The sequence below is a fragment of the Citrobacter freundii complex sp. CFNIH2 genome (assembly GCF_002880615.1).
In the GTDB taxonomy this organism is placed as follows: Bacteria; Pseudomonadota; Gammaproteobacteria; order Enterobacterales; family Enterobacteriaceae; genus Citrobacter_A; species Citrobacter_A amalonaticus_F.
In genome coordinates, this window is sequence record NZ_CP025757.1 from 1,060,389 (window position 1) to 1,084,497 (window position 24,109).

The 24,109-nt window shown below is 50.9% G+C and carries 23 protein-coding genes and 1 riboswitch; of the genes, 4 read left to right on the plus strand and 19 right to left on the minus strand.

Features of this window, described 5'->3' with window-relative positions; all coding sequences use genetic code 11:
• Positions 1-42 precede the first annotated feature (42 nt).
• Complete coding sequence (locus WM46_RS05435; protein ID WP_102601663.1) at positions 43-852, minus strand: Cof-type HAD-IIB family hydrolase; 810 nt, start codon at positions 850-852, stop codon at positions 43-45.
• A 41-nt stretch (positions 853-893) separates the two neighbouring features.
• Positions 894-2,072 (minus strand): MFS transporter, encoded by a 1,179-nt coding sequence (locus WM46_RS05440; RefSeq protein WP_102601664.1) that lies wholly within the window; start codon positions 2,070-2,072, stop codon positions 894-896.
• Between the two features lie 121 nt (positions 2,073-2,193).
• Between WM46_RS05440 and WM46_RS05445 the strand changes: the two genes are divergently transcribed.
• On the plus strand, positions 2,194-2,748 hold the full coding sequence (locus tag WM46_RS05445; RefSeq protein WP_222859964.1) for a TetR/AcrR family transcriptional regulator: 555 nt from the start codon (positions 2,194-2,196) through the stop codon (positions 2,746-2,748).
• A 306-nt stretch (positions 2,749-3,054) separates the two neighbouring features.
• Here WM46_RS05445 and WM46_RS05450 read toward each other — a convergent pair whose 3' ends face one another.
• Complete coding sequence (locus WM46_RS05450) at positions 3,055-3,951, minus strand: LysR family transcriptional regulator (RefSeq protein WP_102601666.1); 897 nt, start codon at positions 3,949-3,951, stop codon at positions 3,055-3,057.
• Here WM46_RS05450 and WM46_RS05455 point away from each other — a divergent pair.
• Positions 3,943-4,932, plus strand: a complete 990-nt coding sequence (locus WM46_RS05455) for a nitroreductase family protein (RefSeq protein WP_262360464.1) — start codon at positions 3,943-3,945, stop codon at positions 4,930-4,932. The two genes, WM46_RS05450 and WM46_RS05455, sit on opposite strands and share 9 nt — an antisense overlap.
• Positions 4,933-5,210: 278 nt before the next feature.
• Here WM46_RS05455 and WM46_RS05460 read toward each other — a convergent pair whose 3' ends face one another.
• The 4 genes from WM46_RS05460 to pth form a co-directional block, all read right to left on the minus strand.
• A complete protein-coding gene (locus WM46_RS05460) occupies positions 5,211-6,821 on the minus strand; it encodes a protein kinase domain-containing protein (RefSeq protein ID WP_262360489.1) in 1,611 nt (536 codons plus the stop codon).
• 262 nt (positions 6,822-7,083) lie between these two features.
• Positions 7,084-8,259 (minus strand): tyrosine-type recombinase/integrase, encoded by a 1,176-nt coding sequence (locus WM46_RS05465; protein WP_102601669.1) that lies wholly within the window; start codon positions 8,257-8,259, stop codon positions 7,084-7,086.
• A 213-nt stretch (positions 8,260-8,472) separates the two neighbouring features.
• Complete coding sequence (gene ychF / locus WM46_RS05470; RefSeq protein WP_042318577.1) at positions 8,473-9,564, minus strand: redox-regulated ATPase YchF; 1,092 nt, start codon at positions 9,562-9,564, stop codon at positions 8,473-8,475.
• A gap of 116 nt (positions 9,565-9,680) precedes the next feature.
• Positions 9,681-10,265: an aminoacyl-tRNA hydrolase gene (gene pth, locus WM46_RS05475; protein ID WP_043000471.1), complete on the minus strand. Its 585-nt coding sequence runs from the start codon at positions 10,263-10,265 to the stop codon at positions 9,681-9,683.
• 275 nt (positions 10,266-10,540) lie between these two features.
• Here pth and ychH point away from each other — a divergent pair, with 275 nt between their 5' ends.
• The gene (gene ychH / locus WM46_RS05480; RefSeq protein ID WP_012132144.1) at positions 10,541-10,819 is read left to right on the plus strand and encodes a stress-induced protein YchH; all 279 of its coding nucleotides are present in this window, start codon (positions 10,541-10,543) and stop codon (positions 10,817-10,819) included.
• Between the two features lie 71 nt (positions 10,820-10,890).
• Here the strand turns inward: ychH and WM46_RS05485 are convergent, their stop codons facing one another.
• The 12 genes from WM46_RS05485 to lolB form a co-directional block, all read right to left on the minus strand.
• Positions 10,891-11,694, minus strand: coding sequence for a cytochrome c1 (locus tag WM46_RS05485; RefSeq protein WP_102603781.1), 804 nt, complete (start codon positions 11,692-11,694; stop codon positions 10,891-10,893).
• A 5-nt stretch (positions 11,695-11,699) separates the two neighbouring features.
• A complete protein-coding gene (locus tag WM46_RS05490) occupies positions 11,700-12,839 on the minus strand; it encodes a cytochrome b (RefSeq protein WP_102601670.1) in 1,140 nt (379 codons plus the stop codon).
• Between the two features lies 1 nt (position 12,840).
• Complete coding sequence (gene petA / locus WM46_RS05495) at positions 12,841-13,392, minus strand: ubiquinol-cytochrome c reductase iron-sulfur subunit (RefSeq protein WP_102603782.1); 552 nt, start codon at positions 13,390-13,392, stop codon at positions 12,841-12,843.
• Between the two features lie 14 nt (positions 13,393-13,406).
• Positions 13,407-13,847: a pseudoazurin gene (locus tag WM46_RS05500; RefSeq protein ID WP_061077720.1), complete on the minus strand. Its 441-nt coding sequence runs from the start codon at positions 13,845-13,847 to the stop codon at positions 13,407-13,409.
• 10 nt (positions 13,848-13,857) lie between these two features.
• A complete protein-coding gene (locus WM46_RS05505) occupies positions 13,858-14,673 on the minus strand; it encodes an ABC transporter ATP-binding protein (protein ID WP_102601671.1) in 816 nt (271 codons plus the stop codon).
• Positions 14,670-15,737 (minus strand): FecCD family ABC transporter permease, encoded by a 1,068-nt coding sequence (locus tag WM46_RS05510; RefSeq protein WP_102603783.1) that lies wholly within the window; start codon positions 15,735-15,737, stop codon positions 14,670-14,672. Before WM46_RS05510 ends, WM46_RS05505 begins: the two co-directional genes overlap by 4 nt.
• A gap of 65 nt (positions 15,738-15,802) precedes the next feature.
• The gene (locus WM46_RS05515) at positions 15,803-16,855 is read right to left on the minus strand and encodes an ABC transporter substrate-binding protein (protein ID WP_102601672.1); all 1,053 of its coding nucleotides are present in this window, start codon (positions 16,853-16,855) and stop codon (positions 15,803-15,805) included.
• 219 nt (positions 16,856-17,074) lie between these two features.
• Positions 17,075-17,303, minus strand: a riboswitch (cobalamin riboswitch).
• Positions 17,304-17,481: 178 nt separating this feature from the next.
• Positions 17,482-17,973, minus strand: coding sequence for a GNAT family N-acetyltransferase (locus WM46_RS05520; protein ID WP_102603784.1), 492 nt, complete (start codon positions 17,971-17,973; stop codon positions 17,482-17,484).
• Between the two features lie 147 nt (positions 17,974-18,120).
• Positions 18,121-19,800, minus strand: a complete 1,680-nt coding sequence (dauA, locus tag WM46_RS05525) for a C4-dicarboxylic acid transporter DauA (RefSeq protein WP_102601673.1) — start codon at positions 19,798-19,800, stop codon at positions 18,121-18,123.
• A gap of 137 nt (positions 19,801-19,937) precedes the next feature.
• Entirely contained in the window at positions 19,938-20,885 is a 948-nt protein-coding gene (gene prs / locus WM46_RS05530; protein WP_001518537.1) for a ribose-phosphate diphosphokinase, read from the minus strand.
• Between the two features lie 266 nt (positions 20,886-21,151).
• A complete protein-coding gene (gene ispE / locus WM46_RS05540) occupies positions 21,152-22,003 on the minus strand; it encodes a 4-(cytidine 5'-diphospho)-2-C-methyl-D-erythritol kinase (protein WP_102601674.1) in 852 nt (283 codons plus the stop codon).
• On the minus strand, positions 22,000-22,623 hold the full coding sequence (gene lolB, locus WM46_RS05545; protein ID WP_061077715.1) for a lipoprotein insertase outer membrane protein LolB: 624 nt from the start codon (positions 22,621-22,623) through the stop codon (positions 22,000-22,002). The genes ispE and lolB overlap by 4 nt, the downstream gene beginning before the upstream one ends.
• A 201-nt stretch (positions 22,624-22,824) precedes the next feature.
• On the opposite strand from lolB, the gene hemA reads away from it, so the two are divergent.
• The gene (gene hemA / locus WM46_RS05550) at positions 22,825-24,081 is read left to right on the plus strand and encodes a glutamyl-tRNA reductase (protein WP_061077714.1); all 1,257 of its coding nucleotides are present in this window, start codon (positions 22,825-22,827) and stop codon (positions 24,079-24,081) included.
• Positions 24,082-24,109: the final 28 nt, after the last annotated feature.

Sequence of the window (24,109 nt, forward strand, 5' to 3'; positions counted from 1 at the left end):
ATACATCAAAGAATTACTTAATAATTATCTCTTTAAATTATTTCAGAATGGCTCATTACCATCCAGAATGTCATCGATAATTTTTAGAACACCATTTTGTGTATTGGGAAGGGTTATATACTCAGAAACATTCTTAACCGCATCTGTAGCATTCTCCATCGCAAATGAATATTTCGTCATTGCCAGCATTTCAATATCGTTTCCACTATCCCCAAAAGCAGCAACCTCATCATGGCGTACATTCCACTTATTCAGTAGTCGCTGAATCCCACTTGCTTTGTGAGTGCCTGGAATAATCAAATCCATAAAACCATGCCCACTGGTTACTGGGGTCATAATCCCTCCGAGTTGGGCTACCAGGCTCCTGAAAAGTTCAGGAATAGCTTCATCATCAAGGCTAAGAGCATACTTGAAAATGACATCATCTATTTCATCATAATCATCTACGATTTCAAGGCGATAGTAATACTTTCTCATTATCTGAAGAAATGCCTCCGATGCTCCTTTTTTTACCCATGCACTTCTCAGTCCGCAAACAACGAAATCAATTCCTCCATAGTTTTCAAGTATAGCGTTTATTTTTTTAACGCTTTCGGCACCCAGTCCCCCATTGAATATTTTCTCTCCGGATTCGAGCACAAATGCACCATTTTCTGCTACAAAAGAAATTTCGTCACAAATATCCGGAAAAAAGGAAGCAAGTTGATAATACTGATTACCACTTGCCACAACGAACCGAATTCCTCGTTTTTTTAGTTCGTTGTACTGTTTCTGAAAGTGGACTCTGTCATATTCACTGTTGTTATCAAGAAAAGTTCCGTCCATATCTACAGCAATGACTTTCACACTCATTATGTATCCTCACACAGATATCGGGGTGTATGTACAGATAATTAATCATTAATAATTGGTTCAACAGGTTGATGCAGGACTCTTGCAAGCATGATTGGGAAAATCAGCAAGCTGACAACCAGGACCATGGACATTCTTAAACCTGCATGTTCACCTATGAATCCAAGTAGAGGTGGGCCAACCAGAAACGCGGTATACCCCACGGTAGCGAGAATACTGACTCTCATGGCAGGATAATTGCCACTTGCCGCTCCGGCTGACATAGCAACAGGGAATCCAAGAGCAGCTCCCGTTGCCCAAAAAATAACGGCTAGCCCAGCAAACCAAAGATTAGGAGAAAAAATAACGCCCAGAATCCCCACAGCACCGATTATGCCGCATGTACGAATGACAATAACAGGTCCATAACGGTTCAGAATTGCGGTGCCGGAGAAACGTCCAATGGTCATTGTTAAAGCGAAGGCAACAAAAATCAGAGAACCTACTTGCTCCGGAACTGAATGTGTATCCACGATCAGCAATGGAAGCCAGTCATTAGCCGCACCTTCCGCCAGTGCCACTGAAAGTACAATAAGCCCTGCCAGCAGGATTCGTGGATCGGAACGTATGAGCGACACGACGCTGATACGTTTAGTGTTGCTGTCATCAAGGGTGCCAGCAGATGTCTGTACCGAAGCGTAGACGTAAAATACTGCGGGCAAAAGGATAATACTGGTCACCAGCATGTGCCAGCCAACGGGTATCTGCCAGCCAACTAAACCAAGCCCGCACAATGCCCCGGCCGCAGTGCCCAGGCTGTAACAGCCATGTAATGTGGGTAGTACTGGTTTTTTCAGGCCTTTTTCAACCTGCACTCCCTGAATATTTACTGCCACCTCAGACACAGCCATCCCAAACCCCACCATGCCAAGTCCGCATCCAGCAATCCAGGACGAAAGCTGGACAGTTCCTCCCGCCAAAACAGCCAGCCCCGCAAGGGCGAGTAGCAGACCTGACAATATCGTTCTGGGTGTTCCCAGACGCCAGGCGATGTTTCCCGCCATAAGAATGCCGGTCATTGAGCCTACAGAAAAACCGAAAAGAATTAGGCCCATTTCTCCGGTTGATGCATTAAGCACATCACGAATTGAAGGCGTTCTTACAATCCATGATGCCATTGAAAATCCGAGGATTAGAAAACAACAAAACAGACCTCTTCGGATTCGATACAGTTCTTTCATATGTATTCCATGCGTTGTGATTTAGAGATACGTACGATTGTACACAGTGCTATGTACGAACGTACATATTGCTATGTACGTTCGTACATAGCAATATGTATTGCATTACTTTTGAGGAATCATGATGAAGACGAAACGCGCGCCACGACGCTTTGATCCAGACCGACGTGAGAGAATTATTGATATTGCACTGGATGTTATTGCCGAATACGGAGTTGCAGAAACATCATTGCGAAGAGTTGCCGCAGCGGCAGATGTACCTCTGGGCTCTATGACCTATCACTTTACAGACAGAACAGCATTTCTTTGCGAATCCTTCGCCAAATTTGCTGATGAGATGTTTATTTGTTTTGCCAAAAAAATGGACCGATGTACAAATCGTGAAGACGCCGTACAAGCGGTTATTGATCATATCTGTGGCGAGGGATGGGCTTCACGTCGCAACTTTTTGCTTTGTTATGAATTGTATGCATTTTCTGGCCGCGGTGGCGATCCGGGAAGAATATTGCTGAACTGGCTGGAGCAGGTAAGAGAAAAGTTGATGATATTTTTTGATAAACGCACTTCTGATGGGCTGGACGCGCTACTGGAGGGGTACAGTATCCACTGTTCAGTGGATCACTCACCACCCTCCAGAGAAGATATTGAATACATCGTCATGAAAATAACGCAATAATACTTCAGTTTAAGTAATTCAAAATATCTTACTTAGATATTTAAATGAACTTCCCCTAGCATCTGACACTGGCCTTGAGCATATGTTCGTGGCCAACTGTAGTTCCAGCAGATGTGTTTAAACCTAGCCTAAACTGGCCCTGATGATGACACCACGAGGGCGGTCAATGTCCGCTTCTGGCACGCAGCGGACATGCTGACTAAGCTGAAGGCCCGCTGTGAGCGAACAGCAGACATTGTGAACAGCGTTCTATTTGAAACACGGGGACCAGGACAGCACCGAGTTGCAATACGTATCTGCATTTTTTCAGTTAAAACCGGAGAAACGTTCGGCCACCCAGTCGATAAATAATCTGAGTCTGACGTTAAGCTGCTGGGTGGGCGGATAGATAATGGATATTGGGATACGTAGGTTGGTCATTTCATCCATCACGGTCACCAACTGCCCGGAACGGAGGAATCGATCCACTACGGACGCATGTGTCTGACCTACACCCAGCCCACAGGCAAGCATATTAATCTGAGCCGCACTGTCATTTGCTGCTATGTCGAAACGGACGATATGCTTTTCATTACCCCGGCTACGAAACCGCATCGGCCACACTTCTCCAGTCGCCGCGCTGAAATAACCAACAATCTTATGATTGTTTTCCAGATCGGCGAGGCTCTCGGGTACGCCATAGCGGGCAAGATATTCCGGACTGGCACAGGTAATTAATCGGTCTTTGAAGAGTGTTTTTGCTTTTAGCGAAGAATCGGCAAGCTCACCAGCGCGTATGACACAATCCACGCCCTCTTCAATAAGATTTACGGGGCGATCTCCCACGCCAAACGCGAGCTGAATATCCGGGTAAAGCTGCCTAAACTCCTCAAGCATCGGAATAAGCACAAAACCTGCCATCGAAGAGTGTAGATCGATGCGTAGACGTCCCTTCGCAGCAGTTCCCATGTCTCGCATGTCCGCTTCGGTTTCATCAATTTTTGTGACGAGCCTGCTGATACGCCGGTAATACTCCGCGCCTTCTGTCGTCAGAATGACAGATCGGGTTGTTCTCTGAATAAGTCTTACACCCAGATGATTTTCGAGATCGCGTAGCGCCTTGCTGGCAGTTGAGCGCGGCATTCCAAGGTGCGCAGCCGCTTTGGTAAAAGAACGCGTTTCAACGATGCGTTGAAAGGTGCGTATGGCGATAAGATGATCCATGTGCTGAGCTTCCTCTATATGACCGATTGTACATGCCAGTGGAAACAGAAAACAATTTCAAGGGGATTATCTTACCGCTTTTTGCCGTTATTCTGCAGCCATCATGTTTTATCTCAGGAGATTATTTTTATGTCTGTATCACAAGAGAAACTTGCTGCGCTTCTGGAGCAACGCTACGGTAAATCCCAGCAGATACCCGATAACATTATCTGGACGCCACAGGTAGAGGCGATGCTGAGCCACAAATCTGTACGTACTTTCTTGACGGATGCTTTACCGGATGGCGCACTGGAGACAATGGTGGCCGCTGCTCAGTCTGCGTCTAATTCATCAAATCTACATCAGTGGAGTGTCGTCGCCGTAACTGACCGGGAGCTGAAGCAGAAAATTTCCGATACGGTAGCCCGTACGGTGCCAACTGATCGCATCCCATACCTTGAAGAAGCGCCGGTACTACTGCTGTGGGTAGCTGACTTATCCCGTGGGGTGGAAATTACTAAAGAGAAAGGCGGAGACCCCTTCGTTTTTGACTACCTCGACTCGTTTTTGATGGCATCCGTAGATGCCTCTCTGGCTGCGCAAAATGCCGCTTTAGCGGCAGAGTCTATGGGGCTTGGCATTGTCTTTATGGGCATGATGCGCAATGCAGCAAAAGAGGTTGCTGAGATGATCAACCTGCCTCAGCACAGTTTTGCTACCTTTGGTATGGTGGTTGGCAAACCTGACAGCAGTCGCACAAGCAGCATCCGTCCACGCCCAGAGCAACCCGTGGTGTTGCACTATAACCAGTACAATCGTGAGCGTTACCGCGATCATATTGAGAACTATGAGAAAGTCTTCCTTGATTTCAGAACTGCTCAGTCAATGAAGCCTAAAGTCTGGCAGGATAGCGTATATGAATCTGCGACCAGCATGGATTACATGGGCGGAAGAGAGAATCTGCGCGAAACAGTGCAGGCTCGCGGCTTTAAACTAAAATAACCCCCTTACTTTCCGCCAGTTGCAGCTATGCTCTGGCGGCAAACATCACTGCTAGCTGATAATTAAGCGACCTGCTCGTGTAGTTATCTACTTCCGCTTTTGGCACAGAGTTGACGTGCTAACTGGGCTAAAGGTCCGCTGTGAGCGAGGAGAGATGGTTCGGCTTCAGAGAAGTTGGGTAGACCTTTAAGAGAGAATGGACTGTTTTTCTTAGGTGCTTATGGTATGACTGCCCCACAATAGCGTGAAGCAGACCGTTTCAGAAATATTATTCACCTTCAGTAATGCGTTTGAATTGATTCCCAAAAGATAATTTCTTTTTCCCAATGTGCAAAAACCTCTTCAAACTTTGAATCTATAGGAATCAATGCTCTTAATTCGGAAAGTTTCTGATAAGCTTCACTATGATGATGATTTAACCTTAAATCCTGAGCAATGCCGAAAATAAGAAATGCTTTAATTACTTTGTTAGGTGAATTACGCACTAAAAGATTTAAGTTTTCATCATACCCCAAGAAAGATAAGATTTTTATTGACTCATTAAATACTTCAGCACTCGATTCAAAATCACTACCTATAGAGGTGGAATTATCCATAACTGGATACCGTTGAGATGATGTTATTTCTTCAGGGTGTTCAAGTAAGAAATATACTATAATTTCAAATGCGGAAATTATTAGTGCATGAAATTCTATGATTTTATTGGCATTCGATATTCTATATAGCGCCTTTGCATAATGGTAAATAACCATTATCTGCTTGGTATTATATGTGTCCATGCTCATTAGAATGACAAGCTCAGAAGACAACTCATCTATAATTGGAGTTAGTTGGCTTTTGATTTTCGATAGCTTTATTAAATTGAATAGTTTTCCTTCAATGCCACTTACATTGGAAATTTGATCATAATGAGAAATTAGCGTATCAAAAAACTCAAAGCTTTTGGGGTCTGATTTCATTAAAATTTCACTCAGGACTCCATAACATGATTCGAAGGACGGTCTTAAACTTGGATTGGGCGATAACATTTCATCTATTAACTTTATTAAAATTGCTTCATTTTCATTCTCGGCGATTTTATAGTTTCTTACCCCATATAATGCCCAGCGCTTAAGTCTTTTTCCCTTCCAACTCCTAATGCGCTCATTTTCATCTTTAGCTGGTATAGCTGGATGGTAGCCTTGAAAAAGTTCTGCAATTATAATCCCTACAGAAAAAACATCCGGTTCGAAACATCCTGGAAACATTTCAATATCATACTGCTCTGGTGCCTTATATACATTTGTACCGCCAGGATGTCCATTTAGATATGCATTTGCCACACCAAAATCTGCAATTCTAACTGAATACCTTAAATAGTGTTCAACATCTTCAGGCGGAAAGTTTCTATATTTTTCACTTAGATCAATGTAGAGTATATTATCCGGCTTTATGTCTTGGTGATATTTTAGGCCTGCTTTACTTGCCTCTATCAACCCTTTAATTATTTGCAATGATAAAATAATAACACTTGTAAGGCTTTGCTTAGAACGAGTGAAGGCGCTAAGATCTCCATTACAGTATGGCATGCAAATTATAGGGAAGTTATTGACTAATGTTACTGAAAAAGGTCTTATTAATAAAGGGTGATTGGAGTATCTAAACCAATTCCCGGCTTCTCTTTCGATATTTTCAATAGCTCCAACTTTAATAGTTGAAGTGTCCTCTTTCTCAAATTCTTGCGTGGTTTTATAAGCCACAAACTTTGGAATGCAATCTCTCTCAACTATATATATCAACCCACCCCGACCTTGAAATTGTTTGATTATTTTTCCTTTAAAAATATTTTGCTCTAAGAATGCTCTCTTTTCACGACTTAACTCCATGAAATTACCATTTGGAATATGCATCACACTCATAACTCCTTATGCAATCATTAACAGTTTAAACCATCTACAATCATTGGAATTGGTTGTGTCATCCATCACGTCGGGCTTAGAAAATCAGAGGCTGATATGAATTTTTCGTATATCTTAACATGCTTAAAATCAGTATGTAACAACACGATTATCATCATTTCTTGGGCGCTCCTACTTTCAACGTCTGCTTTTGGCACAAAGTGGACCCTGAGGAATGAGTTCTATCCTCGTGGTTCAGTAAGTGCAGCAAGTTCTACTCGAATCCTGCTACCCATTTGTCCAACATATCAGCCCATTCCTGCATCATCACTTTACGCTCATCAAGATAAGTTGCATGGTTGTATGTGCGACGAACATTGTTGGTATCAGCGTGCGCAAGTTGGGCCTCAATAGCATCAGGTCGATAGCCCAACTCGTTTAAACGGGTACTTCCTGTGGTTCGGGTTGCATGTGGGCTATATGTACCACTCCAGCCGAGGCTTTTAAGTAGCTGGCGCAGCGAGTGCGATGTCATTGGACCTAGCGGATTGTCTCTCCCCGGGAAAAGGTGCTGCCGATGCCCGGTTAATCCCTGTAGTGTTCTGAGCATTTTGACAGCTTGGAAGGGTAGGGGAATAACGTGTTCTCTGCGGGCTTTCATTCGCGCTGCCGGAATGGTCCATAGGGCGTTATTAAGATCGAATTCTGTCCATTCTGCTTCGGTGGCTTCTGCAGGACGCGCCAATGTCCACCACATAAGCCACATGCAATAGTTAACCTGATACGAGCCACGACTATTGTCAAAACAGCTTAGTAACTTTCCGATTTGCTGAGGATTTAGTGCCTGTTTGTGCTGTGTCTTATTAGCCGGAAGGGCCTTGCGCACAGGCCATACGGGATCGCTATCAGCTCTAAGCGTCGCGACTGCCAACTCAAAAACTGATGAAATGGTGCGACGGGCTTCAGCGGCAACAGTCGGAGCGCCGCGCTTAGCCGTTTCCTGAAGAATTTTAAGTATATGGTGTGGAGTGATCTCTCTGACTGGGAGCTTACCGATTGCGGGAAAAACCACACGTTCAAGCATATTCAGTCGCCGCGTTTTGGTGATCTCGGCCCAGTCTTTCATCTGCAACCACTCTTTGGCGATCAGCTCAAAGGTGTTGGATGCGTCATTGACCTTGCGGATCTTATCTAACTGGCGAGCCTGTGTCGGGCTAACTCCATCTGCGACTTGCTTACGCGCTTGCTCGCATTTCTCGCGAGCTTCGGCAAGTTTGACCGTCGGGTACTCACCCAGCGCGAACATGCTGGATTTGCCGTTGAGTTTAAACCGATAGCGCCATGCCTTTTTGCCGTTGGGTTTCACTTCGAGGTAGAGACCATTGAAGTCATTGAGTCGATAGAGTTTTTCTTTCGGCTTAGCAGTGCGGCATTGCGTATCAGTGAGCATAGCGAGTCCTTGTTTATTTCTTATACTGCTATTGTACTCACCTAAAATGAAGATGGAAACTGATTGTACTCATTCCTATACTCATTTTTGGCTGCGCTATTATGAGATGAGGTGAGACGTTATGAAAAGAAAAATCCACGCAACTGCGTGGATTTTATGAGGTTTTATATTTTTATGCGATTCACTGAGATCGCATGAGACAACAGAAACGAATTAGACGTTGAACAGGAAGTTCATCACGTCGCCATCTTTAACGATGTAATCTTTCCCTTCAGCACGCATTTTACCGGCTTCTTTCGCGCCTTGTTCACCTTTGTAGGTGATGAAGTCGTCAAACGCGATGGTCTGTGCGCGGATAAAGCCTTTCTCGAAATCGGTATGGATTTTACCTGCCGCCTGCGGCGCGGTGGCGCCGACAGGAATGGTCCATGCACGCACTTCCTTCACCCCGGCGGTGAAGTAGGTTTGCAGGTTCAGCAGCTTGTAGCCAGCACGGATCACGCGGTTCAGGCCCGGTTCTTCCAGCCCCAGCTCCTGCATGAATTCGTCGCGCTCGTCATCGTCAAGTTCAGCGATGTCCGCTTCAACCGCCGCACATACCGGAACCACGACGGAACCTTCCTTCGCAGCAATTTCACGGACCTGGTCGAGATATGGGTTGTTTTCGAAACCGTCTTCGTTAACGTTGGCAATATACATGGTCGGCTTCAGGGTCAGGAAGCTCAGGTAGCGGATCGCCGCTTTGTCTTCGTCCGTCAGGTCCAGAGAACGCAGCATGCCAGCTTCAGAGAGCTGCGGCAGGCATTTTTCCAGCGCGGCCAGCTCGGCTTTTGCGTCTTTATCGCCGCCTTTGGCTTTCTTCTGTACGCGGTGAATCGCGCGTTCGCAGGTATCGAGATCCGCCAGCGCCAGCTCGGTGTTGATCACATCAATATCTTCCGCCGGGTTCACTTTGCCCGAAACGTGAATAATGTTGTCGTTTTCAAAACAGCGCACTACGTGGCCAATCGCTTCGGTTTCACGAATGTTGGTCAGGAACTGGTTACCCAGACCTTCACCTTTGGACGCGCCTTTTACCAGACCGGCAATATCAACAAATTCCATTGTGGTCGGCAGGATACGCTGCGGTTTGACGATCTCAGCCAACTGGTCCAGACGCGGGTCGGGCATCGGCACGACGCCGGTATTCGGCTCAATCGTACAGAATGGGAAGTTTGCCGCTTCAATACCGGCTTTGGTCAGCGCGTTGAACAGGGTGGATTTCCCGACGTTGGGCAAACCGACGATACCGCATTTGAATCCCATGATTTAAATCACCTTAATATCTTGATAATCAACCTGTTGTAGAAAACAGATTGTAGAAATGGAAATAACTTTGCCTATTATACACAGCGTACGGCAAAAATGCCGCACATCACTGCTTATTGCGCTTTAAAGGCGTGCAATCGGTTCGTTGCTTTGGTCAAACCGTCTTTAAACCATACCTCAGTGCAACGCGCCGCTTCGTCAATCGCGTCGTCAATTAACTTCTGTTCTGAAACAGGCGGTTTGCCTAACACAAAGCCGACAACTTTATTTTTATCGCCCGGATGACCGATTCCGACACGTAAGCGATGAAAGTTAGGGTTATTGCCGAGCTTGCTGATAATGTCTTTCAGCCCGTTGTGTCCGCCATGACCTCCGCCGAGTTTAAATTTTGCCACGCCGGGGGGAAGATCCAGTTCATCGTGGGCCACTAAAATTTCGTCGGGATTGATGCGATAAAAACTCGCCATTGCGCCGACCGCTTTGCCGCTCAGATTCATAAACGTGGTGGGAACTAATAAACGGACATCTTCACCTTCCAGACTGACTCTGGAAGTGTAGCCAAAGAATTTCGGCTCTTCGCGCAAAGGGGCTCGCAACCGCTCTGCCAGTAAATCGACGTACCATGCGCCCGCATTATGTCGGGTGGCTGCATATTCAGCGCCGGGGTTCGCCAGGCCGACAATCAGTTTAATCGTCACGTTTTCTATCCTGAGTGTTTCAATAACTGGCGCGTAGTTTACTGTCTGTCGCCCCGCTTGACAAAGAACCGTGTCACTTCTCCCGGAAACTGAATAATTGCCTGTCTTGATTATTGGAAAGTCAAGGTGTTCAGGGGCTTATTTGTAAAGTTTTGTTGAATAATGGGTTGTAATTGTGATCGCAGGCTCACTACCAAAGCGGTGTGTTGTCTATACTTTACACATAAGGATTAGGGATATTCCCTGAAGCAACCCAAAAGTTCCGGAGGTGACACATGAAACGCAAAAACGCTTCGTTACTCGGTAATGTGCTCATGGGTTTAGGGTTAGTGGTTATGGTGGTTGGCGTGGGTTACTCCATTTTAAACCAGTTGCCGCAATTTAACCTGCCACAATTTTTCGCGCATGGTGCCGTGCTCAGTATCTTCGTCGGTGCCATTTTGTGGCTGGCGGGTGCCCGTGTAGGCGGACATGAGCAAGTCAGCGACCGCTACTGGTGGGTGCGCCACTACGACAAACGTTGCCGCCGTAACGACAATCGTCGTCACAGTTAACGTTTCATCGCAAGATAATGACCAGCCAGCGTCAGGCTGACTGGTCACGGATTGCGATTTCTTTCTCGCGTTTAATGTTGTGCGCGTCTTTTCATTCGTCGCATCATCCATAATAACGCCAGCATAATGGCGAGATACCCCATGACGTACATTCCCTGATGTTTTCTCGCCGTCAGGTCGGGATCGGCCGCCCAGGCCAGAAAGGCGGTGACATCCCGTGCGTATTGTTCTTCTGTCTGCGCGACATGCGATTCTGACGGCCATTCGATTTCGCCATCCGCCAGCGGTTTTGGCATGTTAATCACCCCACCCGGATAGTAACGATTCGCCTTTAGTTCCGGGTCATCGGGCAGATAACCGGTTAAGAGCGCGAAGAGGTAATCCGCTCCTTGCTCAGTGTAGGGAATAAACGCGTCCAGCAGAAATTGCGGAAAGCCTCGATCGTAGGTACGGGCGCGAACGATATAACTCAAATCCACGGGCAGGGCGCCGTTATTCAGGTATCTCGCCTCCTGGTCATTGAGATAAGGCGAAATAAAGCTGTCGTTCAGGGTGCCGTCCCGCTCGCCGGGTTGACCGTCATCCTGAATAATCGGAAAGACATAGCCGCTGGCGAGGTTTTTCGCATCTTCCGTCGTCAGTTCCGGGCCGCCGGGTTTGGTCAGCGTGCGAAACGTCAGGTATTTCATGCCGTGACAGGCACGACACTTCTCTTCATAGACCTGCAAACCGCGCCGCAGTTGCGCCTTATCATATTCTCCGGAGAGACCGCTGAAGCTCCACGCCTGGCGAGTGGGAGCAGGTTCTTGTGCGAATGTAGGGTTTGTCGTGCAAAATGCCACCCACAGCATGCCGTATCTGAGTAATTGTCTCATCATCTTCAGTCCTGCTTTTCCAGAAAACGACGACAGGGCAGCACCAGTAAAAACCAGGCGAAATAGCCGATTGTCGACAGTTGCGAGACCGCGCGGATCCATCCCTCTTCATTACGAATGCCTTCCGTCAAATCGGGGCCAACCAGTGCTTTTGATCCCAGCCATCCCAGAAAACAGACGTTTAGCACCCACAGCCAGAAACCCCATTTCACCCATTTGTTGTAGTGGCGAAAACGCGCGCGGGAGGTATCCAGCCACGGGAGAAAATAGAAGATCAGCACCGCGCCGCACATCGCCGCCAGTCCGACGAGTTCGTTCGGGAAGCAGCGCAGAATGGAAAAGAAGGGGAGAAAGTACCACTCCGGGGCAACAATCGCCGGAGTCACCGTGGGATCTGCCGGGATGAAGTTATCCGCGCTGCTCAGATAATGAGGCGCGAAAAACAAAAACCAGGTGAACAGCATCAGGAATAACGTGATTTTAATGGCATCTGAATCCGTGATTCGGTAATCGAAGAGCAGACTACGGGACGCTTTCTCGCTGAAGGTCCGTTTCATCGCGTGAGCAAAGGCCGACTGTACCGTACGGACGTGGAAAATCGTCATCACCACGACCGCAAAGGGAAGAATAAAGTGCAGGACGTAAAAACGCCCCAGCGTGGGGGTGCCAGGCGCATAGCCACCCACCAGGAAGGTATACAACTTGTCACCCACCATCGGGATGGCGCGGGCGAAACTGGTGATCACCGTCGCGGCCCAGTAGCTCTTTTGCCCCCAAATCAGGCTGTAGCCGAGAAACGCGGTGATCATCAGCAGCACATACAACGTGACGCTAATCATCCACATCGTCACATACGGTCTGCGGTAGACGCTGTAATACATGCCACGGAAAATATGCAGATAGCAGGCAAAGAAAAACAGCGATGCGCCGATGGCGTGCATATTGCGCAGCAACTCTCCGTGACTCACTGCGCGCATGATGTGGACGATGGAATCAAACGCCAGCGATGTCGTCGGGACGTAAAACATCGCCAGCACGATGCCGGTCAGTATCTGTATTCCAAGCATCACCAGCAGGATCGCACCGACGGCAAACAGCCATACACCGGCGATGGAGCGCGGGAAAGGAATGCGCCAGCGGATCATCTTATACGTCCTTAGCGCCAATACGCACGGTCAGACCATCAGGATGAAAGGCAAACTCAGGAACGGCCAGATTGGCGGTTGCGGGGCCGCGGGTGACCCGTCCGGAAGTATCAAACTCCGAACCGTGACACGGACAAATCCAGCCCTGTCCACCGGGTCTGGTATTGGGTACGCAGCCGGCATGCGGACAATACCCCTGAACAACCAGCCACTGCGGATAGTCAGACGCGACCCGCTCGCTGTCCGACTGCGGATCGATAAGCGCGCTGTGGTCAGCCTTGCGGGCCGCGACGATCTCTTCCGGCGTGCGATGATGGATGAGGATCAGCTTTCCTTGCCAGATGCGTCTGATAGTTTGCCCCGCGGCGATCCCCGCCAGCGAGACGTCTATCGGTTCATTTTCCCCGCGCGTTGTTTCGTCCGGCCCTAATGCGGAAATTAACGGCCAGACGGCGGCGGTCACCCCCGCTGCGCCGACAAATTTTGTCAATTTGCACAGGCAGTTGCGTCGTTGTTGCTGAATGTCCTTATCCGGCTGTTTGTTCTCCACCACCACAGCGTTCTCCCTTACTGTTTATCAATGCGCGAATAGATATCCTGGAAGCGCTTATCGGCGATCCCGGGTGCCGTAAACGCGCGATAACTGTCCGGCAGAGTGGCGTCGCCGACTTTAATCAGCATGACCATCCCTTGCGCATAATGTGGGGTGCATTTAATGCCGTAGAAGCCCGCGTTGTCATACTTCACTGCGATCTCCTCATCGATTTTGCCGATAAATCCTGGGTAGCCCGCAGGCGACAGTTCAGCAATTGAGGCCGCGTTATGACTCTTATGCTTGCGGATAAATTTCACCGTATCGCCAGGTTGAATCTCCAGGTAGTCCGGCTCATAGACCATGGGGCCTGCTGAACCGCGATTCTTCATCAGTACTTCGTGGGTTTGCGCGAAGGCAGAGGCGGTGAGGGCCAGCAAACACAATACGTTCAGGCTCTTTTTGAGATAGTTCATGGGGTCTTCCTTAGGCTTCTTCAGGTCTTTGATAACGAATAAAACAGTTCGCACCATGGGGATCGCGCTCGACGATAGCGTCAATGCCAAACCAGGCGCGGAGATTCTCGCGGGTGAAAATGGCGCAGGGACGGCCCTGCATTTCCAGACGACCGGCGTTCATCACGATGATGCGATCGCAGAACATGGCAGCATGATTGAGATCGTGGAGAGCGGCGACAACCGTCAGTTTTTCGCGTTTCACCAGGCTGAGAAGGCCAATCTGATGTTGAATGTCGAGGTGATTCGTGGGTTCGTCCATCAGCAGCAGTTGTGGCTGCTGAGCGAGCGCGCGGGCAATATGCAGGCGTTGTTTTTCGCCGCCGGAAAAGGTGTGCCAGCAACGATGGCGAAGATGCTGAAGATCGACTTTCTCCAGCATGGTCTGGACGATATTGTCATCGTTGTCCGACCACGGATTCAGCAGGCTCAGCCACGGGGTTCGTCCCAGCGAGACGGCCTGTAGCGCGGTCAGGCGCTCACTGGTTTCTGCCTGCTGCTCAACCAGCGCGACCTGCTGCGCCAGTTGACGACGTGAATAGCGATGCAGCGCTTTTTGCTGCAACAGGATGTGACCGGCGGTGGGCTTCAGCAGACCGGCCAGCAACGAAATCAGCGACGTTTTCCCGGAGCCATTGGGGCCGATAATGCCGACAAACTCCCCCGGCGCCACGCGGAGTGAAACGTCATTGACAATCACTTTGCCTTTCACCTGCCAGTGCAGACATTCCGCCTGAATCATCGCGTCGCTGGTGGCAACCGGAGTCGGTACAGGATTAACGGTCATTTGGTCGGGTTTCCTCTGATCAGGATGATGGAAAACGCGGGCGCGCCGACCAGAGCCGTAATGACGCCGATGGGCAGAACTTGTCCGGGGAGAAGCGTGCGGGAGATAACATCGGCGACGATCAGGAAAATGGCGCCGATCAGCGCGCTGACAGGCAGCAGACGATGGTGCTGATTGCCTACCAGCAGACGGGCGGCGTGAGGGATCACCAGTCCCACAAAGCCAATTGCGCCGACGATGGAGACCATAATGGCCGTCATACCGGTTACGGCGGCAATCAGCACGCCACGAGTGCGTTTTACCGGAATCCCCAGTGAGGCGGCGGACTCCGCGCCAAAAGAGAAGGCATCCAGATGACGGGCATAACAGAAACATATCGCAACGCCAACTAACGCGGTGGGGATTGCCAGTACCACATCGGGCCAGCGGACGCCGCTCAGATTCCCGAGCAACCAGAACATAATGCCGCGTGCCTGTTCCGCGTTGGCAGAGCGGGTGATGATCAGAGAAGTCAGCGCATTGAATAACTGGGAGCTGGCAATCCCGGCGAGAATGATTTGCGTCGTAACCCCTCCGCCTTGTCTGCCGCCTGCCGCTACCGCCAGAAGGGCCACAAACAAAAAGGCGGTCAGGGCACCGACAAATGCGCCGAACGACATGCTGATCATCCCGGCACCCAGTCCGGTCAGCGCAACCAACACCGCACCGGTTGAGGCGCCTGCGGAAATGCCCAGCAGATACGGCTCGGCAAGCGCATTGCGCAGTAACGACTGTAAAACCACGCCCGACACGGCCAGGCAGGCGCCACAACTGGCGGAGACCAGCGCACGGGTCAGGCGATAGTTCCAGACAATCCCGGCATCCAGTGCATCAACCGGATAATGAGTGTCAAACAGATGATTTGCCAGCGTGTTGAGTACGTGCTGCCAGGGAATAAACGTCTCGCCAATGGCGATCCCTGCCAGCAGGACGCCGCACATCAGCACGCTAACCCAGAGGGCGTGGCCGCAAACATTGACCGCTAACCGACTGACGGCGTGACGCGTCCTGCGTAAATCGCTCATAGTGACCTGCGTTTCGGAGTGCATAAAACGCGCCGGACCCGTCGGGATCTGGCGCGAAACGAGGATTAATGCGCGGCCTGAGGATGCGCTAAACCGTACTCAACCAGGGCGTCAGCCAGTTTCTCAACACCGTCGATCGTTCTGATTCCGGCATTCATAGTCTGTACATCAATCACCGGTAAATGATCGGCTTTTACGGCGGGGATCAGTTGGGTGACCGGGTCGGATTTCAAATATTCCATTTTCACCTGCCAGTCATCGGCCGGGAAACGCCGGCGACTCATTTCCCCCAGCACAATCACTGTCGGCTGGGCTTTGGCGATGGTTTCCCAACCGACCGTTGGCCATTCTTCGGCGGAATCAATGACGTTTTTGATACCCAGGGTCTGCGCAATCCAGGCGGCAGGTCCTAATTTCCCGGCGACATAGGGATCCAGTTGCAGGTCGGCGCTGGAGAACCAGAAAACGGCGGAGACGTTGTTGTCCATCCCGGCGATTTTGTTTTTCGCTGCCGTTTCACGTGCTTTGAGGCTGGCAATCAGTTCGTCGCCCTTATCCTGAACGTCGAAGATCGTCGCTAAGTCGGCCACTTCCTGATAGACCATTGCGATATCAAACATGCCTTTGCGCACGCCGTCACCGCCATCTTCGTTATCTTTCGCGCAGTCTGCCGGTGCGGTATAGACCGGGACCTTCAGTTCGCTGAACTGTTCATAAGAGGCCACCGTGCCCGCAGGACCGATCTGCCATTCGAACTGGCTGGCGACCAGATCCGGTTTTTTGGCAATGATGCCTTCGAAGCTGGGGATGTTCTGGGCAATAACTGCAATCTTGTCATTTGCCGCCTTATACGCGTCGGGAACAGGCCCGAACCACAGCGATGTCCCTACCACGCGATCGGCCAGGCCCAGTGCATACAGGATCTCAGTGCTGTTTTGTCCTACGGTGGCCACACGTTTTGGCGCTGCGTTAAACGTGATATCCCGACCACAGTTTTTTATCGTCAATGGATATTCCGTTTTGGCTGCATGAGAAAGACCTGAGGTGAGAAACAGCGCGGTACCAGCAACAACCAGAAGCATTTTTTTATAAGGTACAGAGGTAACATTAGCGTGCATTATTATCATCCCGTTCATGCCAGAATCTGAACGTCTGGTCATGGATTATATCGTTCCATATATCGGGAGAGTTCATGACGATAGATGACAGGACATCGTGAAATTTACGCATGACGTTATGAAAATAAAGAAAGTCAGCAGTTCAGTCAGAAATCTGATTCACTCTTTCACGGTGGCTTATATCAAATAAATCATCACATGGACCATCCCGTCCACTCAATGGGGCATAAATTTGACAGCAGGTCTCCTGACTCACGGTAATCAGAATATCGGCCTTCCCATAAAGATTCGCTTTACAGTGACCTGCAACAAAATATGCTGCACGAGGATATTCTGCATCCGCCTACAGTTGCGGGGGCAGTCATGGCATGGGATTGTAATAATCCGCACCATGTTCCTATTCATTACAATGTTGGTGTAATGAAATGCTGTCGGAAAAGACTGTATCGGCATTTGTTAACAAGATCAATCGCAAGGGGAAAGAGGGGTTTGCTTGCGATAAATAATATCAATTTATTAAATATCAATGGGTTATGTTTTATCTGGTAATAAAATTCCGGATAACGAAACGTCATAGTGAAAAGCTAAATGAGAATTGATTGACGTTGATCAAGTAATATTCTTATTCATGCTAATTTATGTGATCTCTCCATATGCACTAATTGCCAGTCATCGTGCATATCCATGACAACCTGAAAATGATTACGTCGCCAGAATGAATAACCTCCCGGTAAAAAATGGTGGGTATGTAAGTATAATAATTTGTACTGCTGTTGCTCGCAGAATGTTTCAGCAAAAGCGAGTAACTGCGCCCCAATACCTTTTCTGCGATAACGTTTGTCCACATAGCAGCGACAAATTTCTGCCGTTTCTGTCAAAATATAGCGTCCGCGAAGTTCGGTAATGCGGTCGTCATATTGGCAGACGGCCAGGGTAGCAATGAGTTCATGCATTTCACTCCAGGCGCACAGCAATACATTCCGTTGCTGTTGAATATACTGCTGTTGCAGGTTAAAAACATCCTGTCCGGCATCAGGGACTGGCCTGTCCGCCGCAAAGAACTCGTTCAGATGTTGAATCAGAAATAACTGAACCGCCGGAATATCTTCTCCGGTCATTTCACGTAGCGTAAATGAAATCACGAGTTGTCACTCTTATTCGCAGGAACAGAAAGCAGATAATAACAACACGGGAGGGGAAAAACAGGGGGCAGAGCGGAAAATGTTACCGGCCTGTACAGGAACAGACCGGTAATCGCAAAAAGATTATAAATCAGCCAGCGCCGCGTCGCGGTTCGGGAAGAAGGCCAGACGACCCGGAATCGGCTTAATGCCAGCGCGCGCCATCGTGCGCAGCGGCTGGAACTCGAGGTTACTTACGCGCAGCTCGCAGCCTTCTGGCAATCTTTTCACAAAGCGCTGGAAGGCATCGAGACCGCCAGCGTCCAGCACCGGTACCGCGTCCCATTTCAGTACGACAATGCGCTTGCCTTCGATGCGCGACTCCAGATCGGTAAACAATCCTTCCGCGGCCGCAAAGAACAGCGGGCCGATCACGCGCAGCACCAGCACATCTTCGGGTACTTCGACGTTCACCGCTGCCAGTCGCGTCATGCGCGCGATACGGCGCATAAACAGTAACGAGGCCAGCACAATCCCGACGCTGATGGCAATGACCATGTCAAACAGCACCGTCAGCGACATACACATCATCATCACAATGATGTCGTCTTTGGGCGCATGACGCAGCAAATCCACAACTTTGTGCGCTTCGCTCATGTTCCAGGCCACCATCAGCAGCAGGGCCGCCATCGCCGACAGCGGCAGCCATGAAAGCAACGGCGCCAGCGCCAGCAGCGCCATGATCACCAGCAGCGCGTGGATCACCGCGGAAATGGGGGATGTTGCGCCAGCGCGGACGTTTGCTGCCGAACGGGCAATTGCCGCCGTTGCGGTAATCCCACCAAAGAAGGGGGCGACAATATTACCGAGTCCCTGACCAATCAGTTCGCTGTTGGCTTTGTGTTTCGTGCCGGTCATCCCGTCGAGCACCACGGCGCAGAGCAGGGACTCGATCGCCCCCAGCATGGCCATTGAGAATGCCGCCGGAAGCAGGGCGCGCAGGGAATCCCAGCTCAATGTGAAGTCAGAATCCGGTAGATTCCACGGCAGCACCAGTTGCGGCAGCAGTTGCGGGATCCCGTTGCCCTGTGAGCCGTCGGCGAGAATATAGTGGAACTGAGAACCAATGGTGGCAACGTGGCCGCCCAGCAGGTTGACGATCCCCATGACGGCACAGCCGGCGAGCAGGGCGGGCAGGTGACCTGGCAGGCGAATGCCCAGACGCGGCCACATCATCAGCGTGCCCAGCGTGACCACCCCGATGGCGGCATCGCCCAGGTTAATGGTCGGCAGAGCCATGAAGAGCGCGCCGACTTTTTGCAGATAGTGTTCCGGGACGTGGGCCATCTGCAGACCGAGGAAATCTTTGATTTGCATGGTACCAATGGTGATACCAATCCCTGAGGTAAAACCTAAGGTAACCGAAACCGGGATGTACTCAATCAGGCGGCCAAAGCGGGCCAGGCCAAAGAGGATCAGGAAAACCCCGGACATCAACGTCGCGACAAGCAGGCCTGCCAGCCCAAACTGTTGCGAAACGGGGTAGAGGATCACCACAAACGCGGCGGTCGGGCCTGAGACGCTAAAACGCGAGCCCCCGGTTAAGGCAATAACAATCCCGGCCACAGCGGAGGTATAAAGTCCGTACTGCGGCGCGACACCACTCCCGATAGCCAGGGCCATCGCCAGCGGGATAGCAATAATCCCGACGGTGATCCCGGCAATCACATCACGGGTAAACCGTGAGGCGGTATATTTTTCCTTCCAGCAAGCGTCGATGAGGGCGCGGAAAGGCATCACATGTGAGGAAAAAATTCTGTTCACAATAATGTTTCATCCATGAGCGCATCATCTGTCAACTCAATGAAATGACGGGTTGGCAGGTGAAGGAGGCATAAGTCATACAAATAAAGGTTACCGATAAAAAAACCCGCCGCAGCGGGTCTTTGAGCCGGGTTCGATTAATGCTCGAACATAGCAGAAATTGATTCTTCGTTGCTGATACGACGAATCGCTTCGGCCAGCATACCCGACAGGGTCAACGTACGCACGTTCGGCAGTGCTTTGATTTCGTCGGTCAGCGGAATGGTATCGCAGACAACAACTTCATCAATCACAGAGTTACGCAGGTTGTTTGCCGCATTGCCTGAGAAGATCGGGTGAGTGGCGTAAGCGAATACGCGTTTTGCACCACGTTCTTTCAGCGCTTCAGCTGCTTTACACAGCGTACCACCGGTGTCGATCATATCGTCAACCAGGACGCAGTCACGACCTGCAACGTCACCGATGATGTGCATCACCTGAGAGACGTTTGCACGCGGACGGCGTTTGTCGATGATCGCCATATCGGTGTCATTGAGCAGCTTAGCGATAGCGCGGGCACGCACGACGCCACCGATGTCCGGAGAAACCACAATCGGGTTATCCAGATTCAGCTGCAGCATATCTTCTAACAGAATGGGGCTACCAAATACGTTATCAACCGGTACGTCGAAGAAGCCCTGGATTTGTTCAGCATGCAGGTCAACGGTCAGAACGCGGTCAACGCCGACGCTGGACAGGAAGTCAGCGACAACTTTTGCCGTAATCGGCACACGGGCGGAACGTACACGACGATCCTGGCGCGCATAGCCAAAGTAAGGGATAACGGCGGTGATACGGCCTGCGGAAGCACGGCGCAGGGCATCAACCATAACGACCAATTCCATCAGGTTGTCGTTCGTTGGAGCACAAGTGGACTGGATGATGAAAATATCACCACCGCGTACATTTTCGTTAATTTGTACGCTGACTTCGCCGTCGCTAAAGCGACCTACAGCGGCGTCGCCGAGAGAAGTGTACAGGCGGTTGGCAATACGTTGTGCTAGTTCCGGGGTGGCGTTACCAGCAAAAAGCTTCATATCAGGCACGAGAAGAACCTCAGGCATGCGTCCATTGGTGGAAAGAGTTTGCCAAAAACTGTGCGGGCCAGGCAGCACTCTCTCCATGCGGTGTATTAACGAGCGCGATGCAACGTCTGGAACAGGGTGACGTTGTCACCGAAACTCAGCTTGCCCGGCTTACCCGTCATCATTCATGTTTTATGCGCGCTGGCTTCAAGGCCTCACACCAGTCACATACGGGTGTATGCGCCTGGCAATTCGTCATCTCGCCAACGTACTGAAACGTCAATGATTCAGAGTAACGCTCTATGCAGTGGAGAGAGGTTGACACCCTTCGCCACAAAGGCATTGAGCCATTCCGGGGCTTGCTCAAGCACCTGCCGGGCACGAGACTCTGTATCGAATTCAGCAAAGACACAGGCTCCTGTACCAGTCAGGCGCGACGGCGCGTATTCTAACAGCCAGGAAAGCGCCGCATCAACCTCGCGAAAACGTTTTCTTGCGATAACCTCGCAATCATTGCTGAATTCACATTTTAATAACGTTTCTATTGACCTTTTTGGCGTATTACGGGGGAGGTCGGGATCGTTAAAAATCATCGGCGTAGGAATGCTGACGCCTGGATGCGCCACCAGATACCATTTTTCGGCCGGTTCCACCGGCGTCAGGATCTCTCCGACGCCTTCGGCAAAGGCGGCGTGTCCGCGGACAAACACCGGAACATCAGCCCCGAGCGTTAATCCGAGCGCGGCCAGTTCGTCTAGCGACAGACCACACTGCCAGAGATGGTTTAGCGCGACCAGCACGGTTGCCGCGTTCGACGATCCGCCGCCCAGGCCTCCGCCCATCGGCAGGCGCTTTTCGATACGGATATCCGCACCGCTACCGGCTGGCAGCCGACCACGCTCTGCTGCTGTTTTCATCAGCAGTCGCGCGGCACGGACGATCAGGTTGTCTTCATGCGCCACGCCGTCAACCGGCGTCAGGAGATGAATTTCGCCGTCGCGGCGCGGTTCCAGGCTGAGGGTGTCGCCATAATCGAGAAACTGAAACAGCGTTTGCAGCGTGTGATAACCGTCCGCACGTCGTCCGGTGATGTATAAAAACAGATTCAGTTTTGCCGGAGAGGGCCACTGGGTCATCATTTTACAATCCAGTTATCCATTTTCAGCTTGATACGCTGAGCGCCGTCGGACAGTTCCATATTGGCTGGCATCGCCGGGGTGGTTTTGCTGTCGTACGCGCTGTAGACCACCTTCCAGTTTTTTCCGTCCTGGCGGTAGTTCACTTCGCTCAGGCGATACTGGTCGTCGAGTTTATAGTCGGTCGCGTCGCCAGGCAGGCCAAGGATCCACTGACGCAGGCTGTTCAGCGGAATCGGCATGCCGGTCAGCTTGCCGATCATCTCTTCGGCATCGTCAGCGGTATAGCGCTGGCCTTTATTGTCCATCAACTGCACGTTACCCGGCTGCGCGTTCAGTTCAAGCTCGGTGCTGCCAAGCGGGTTGGTCAGCAGCAGGCGATAGCGATCCTGGCCGGTCTGTTGCCAGAAAAAGCGCGCATAGACCTTCTGCTCGTCGGAAATATAGGCAAACGCGCCGCGCGTCTGATACTGATTCAATTGACGGACCTCCTGCTGATGCTGCCGCCATTGAGGAGAGTCCGGACTTTTCCCCGGGCCTTTCGGCGCGTTGATCGTACAGGCGGTCAGAACCAGGGTTGCCAGCGGAAGCAGGCGGATCAGGCGAAAATCAGGCAGGGTCATAATGATGACGAATCCTTGTGATACGTTGCAATAATAACCCTTAATGCTAGCGCCGCGCGGGTATATCGTCTACGTTCACGTTATCTTAATTTAAGCGGTCAGCGATTACTCCAAAAGGGGGCGCTCTCTTTTATTGATTCCGCGCATCCTGTATGATGCGAGCAGACTAACCATATCAACGCTGGTACTACTCCCGCAGACATGACCCTTTTAGCGCTCGGCATTAACCATAAGACGGCACCTGTATCGCTGCGAGAACGCGTAACGTTTTCGCCGGATACGCTCGATCAGGCGCTGGAAAGCCTGCTTGCGCAGCCAATGGTGCAGGGCGGCGTGGTCTTGTCGACGTGTAACCGCACGGAGCTGTATCTTAGCGTGGAAGAGCAGGACAACCTGCAGGAAGCGCTGATTCGTTGGTTATGTGATTACCACAATCTTAATGAAGAGGAGCTGCGCAGCAGTCTCTACTGGCATCAGGATAACGATGCGGTCAGCCATCTGATGCGTGTCGCCAGTGGTCTGGATTCACTGGTTCTCGGTGAACCACAGATCCTCGGTCAGGTGAAAAAAGCCTTTGCGGATTCGCAAAAAGGTCACCTGAACGCCAGCGCGCTGGAACGTATGTTCCAGAAATCTTTCTCCGTCGCCAAACGGGTCCGTACCGAAACCGATATCGGCGCCAGCGCCGTGTCCGTTGCGTTTGCCGCCTGTACGCTGGCGCGCCAAATCTTTGAATCACTTTCCACGGTCACCGTGCTGCTGGTCGGCGCAGGCGAAACCATCGAACTGGTGGCGCGCCACCTGCGCGAACACAAAGTGCAGAAGATGATCATCGCCAACCGCACCCGCGAGCGGGCGCAGGTTCTGGCCGATGAAGTGGGTGCCGAAGTGATCGCACTCAGCGACATCGACGAACGACTGCGGGAAGCTGACATTATCATCAGTTCAACCGCCAGCCCGCTGCCTATCATTGGCAAAGGGATGGTGGAGCGTGCGCTGAAAAGCCGCCGCAATCAGCCGATGCTGCTGGTGGATATCGCCGTTCCGCGCGATGTCGAACCGGAAGTCGGCAAACTGGCTAACGCCTATCTCTATAGCGTTGACGATCTGCAAAGCATCATTTCGCACAACCTGGCGCAGCGCAAAGCCGCGGCAGTGGAAGCCGAAACGATTGTCGCGCAGGAAACCAGCGAGTTTATGGCCTGGCTGCGCGCTCAGGGCGCCAGTGAAACCATTCGTGAATACCGGAGTCAGTCTGAGCACGTACGGGATGAACTGACCGCTAAAGCGCTTGCTGCTCTGGAGCAGGGCGGCGACGCGCAGGCCATTATGCAGGATCTGGCGTGGAAACTGACCAACCGCCTGATCCATGCGCCAACCAAATCTCTTCAGCAGGCCGCCCGTGACGGGGATGACGAACGCCTGAATATCTTGCGCGACAGCCTCGGGCTGGAGTAGCAACACACCCTTCTTTTTACAAGGTGCA

Coding starts and splice junctions, on each gene's coding strand:
- WM46_RS05490 (WP_102601670.1), bottom strand. CDS start 12,839: ATGATCCGCTGGCGCATTCCTTTCCCGCGCTCCATCGCCGGTGTATGG.
- ychF (WP_042318577.1), bottom strand. CDS start 9,564: ATGGGATTCAAATGCGGTATCGTCGGTTTGCCCAACGTCGGGAAATCC.
- hemA (WP_061077714.1), top strand. CDS start 22,825: ATGACCCTTTTAGCGCTCGGCATTAACCATAAGACGGCACCTGTATCG.
- ychH (WP_012132144.1), top strand. CDS start 10,541: ATGAAACGCAAAAACGCTTCGTTACTCGGTAATGTGCTCATGGGTTTA.
- WM46_RS05435 (WP_102601663.1), bottom strand. CDS start 852: ATGAGTGTGAAAGTCATTGCTGTAGATATGGACGGAACTTTTCTTGAT.
- WM46_RS05445 (WP_222859964.1), top strand. CDS start 2,194: ATGATGAAGACGAAACGCGCGCCACGACGCTTTGATCCAGACCGACGT.
- WM46_RS05500 (WP_061077720.1), bottom strand. CDS start 13,847: ATGAACTATCTCAAAAAGAGCCTGAACGTATTGTGTTTGCTGGCCCTC.
- WM46_RS05485 (WP_102603781.1), bottom strand. CDS start 11,694: ATGAGACAATTACTCAGATACGGCATGCTGTGGGTGGCATTTTGCACG.
- WM46_RS05440 (WP_102601664.1), bottom strand. CDS start 2,072: ATGAAAGAACTGTATCGAATCCGAAGAGGTCTGTTTTGTTGTTTTCTA.
- WM46_RS05450 (WP_102601666.1), bottom strand. CDS start 3,951: ATGGATCATCTTATCGCCATACGCACCTTTCAACGCATCGTTGAAACG.
- WM46_RS05515 (WP_102601672.1), bottom strand. CDS start 16,855: ATGCACGCTAATGTTACCTCTGTACCTTATAAAAAAATGCTTCTGGTT.
- WM46_RS05520 (WP_102603784.1), bottom strand. CDS start 17,973: ATGACCGGAGAAGATATTCCGGCGGTTCAGTTATTTCTGATTCAACAT.
- WM46_RS05455 (WP_262360464.1), top strand. CDS start 3,943: ATGATCCATGTGCTGAGCTTCCTCTATATGACCGATTGTACATGCCAG.
- ispE (WP_102601674.1), bottom strand. CDS start 22,003: ATGATGACCCAGTGGCCCTCTCCGGCAAAACTGAATCTGTTTTTATAC.
- lolB (WP_061077715.1), bottom strand. CDS start 22,623: ATGACCCTGCCTGATTTTCGCCTGATCCGCCTGCTTCCGCTGGCAACC.
- WM46_RS05460 (WP_262360489.1), bottom strand. CDS start 6,821: ATGCATATTCCAAATGGTAATTTCATGGAGTTAAGTCGTGAAAAGAGA.
- WM46_RS05510 (WP_102603783.1), bottom strand. CDS start 15,737: ATGAGCGATTTACGCAGGACGCGTCACGCCGTCAGTCGGTTAGCGGTC.
- WM46_RS05465 (WP_102601669.1), bottom strand. CDS start 8,259: ATGCTCACTGATACGCAATGCCGCACTGCTAAGCCGAAAGAAAAACTC.
- WM46_RS05505 (WP_102601671.1), bottom strand. CDS start 14,673: ATGACCGTTAATCCTGTACCGACTCCGGTTGCCACCAGCGACGCGATG.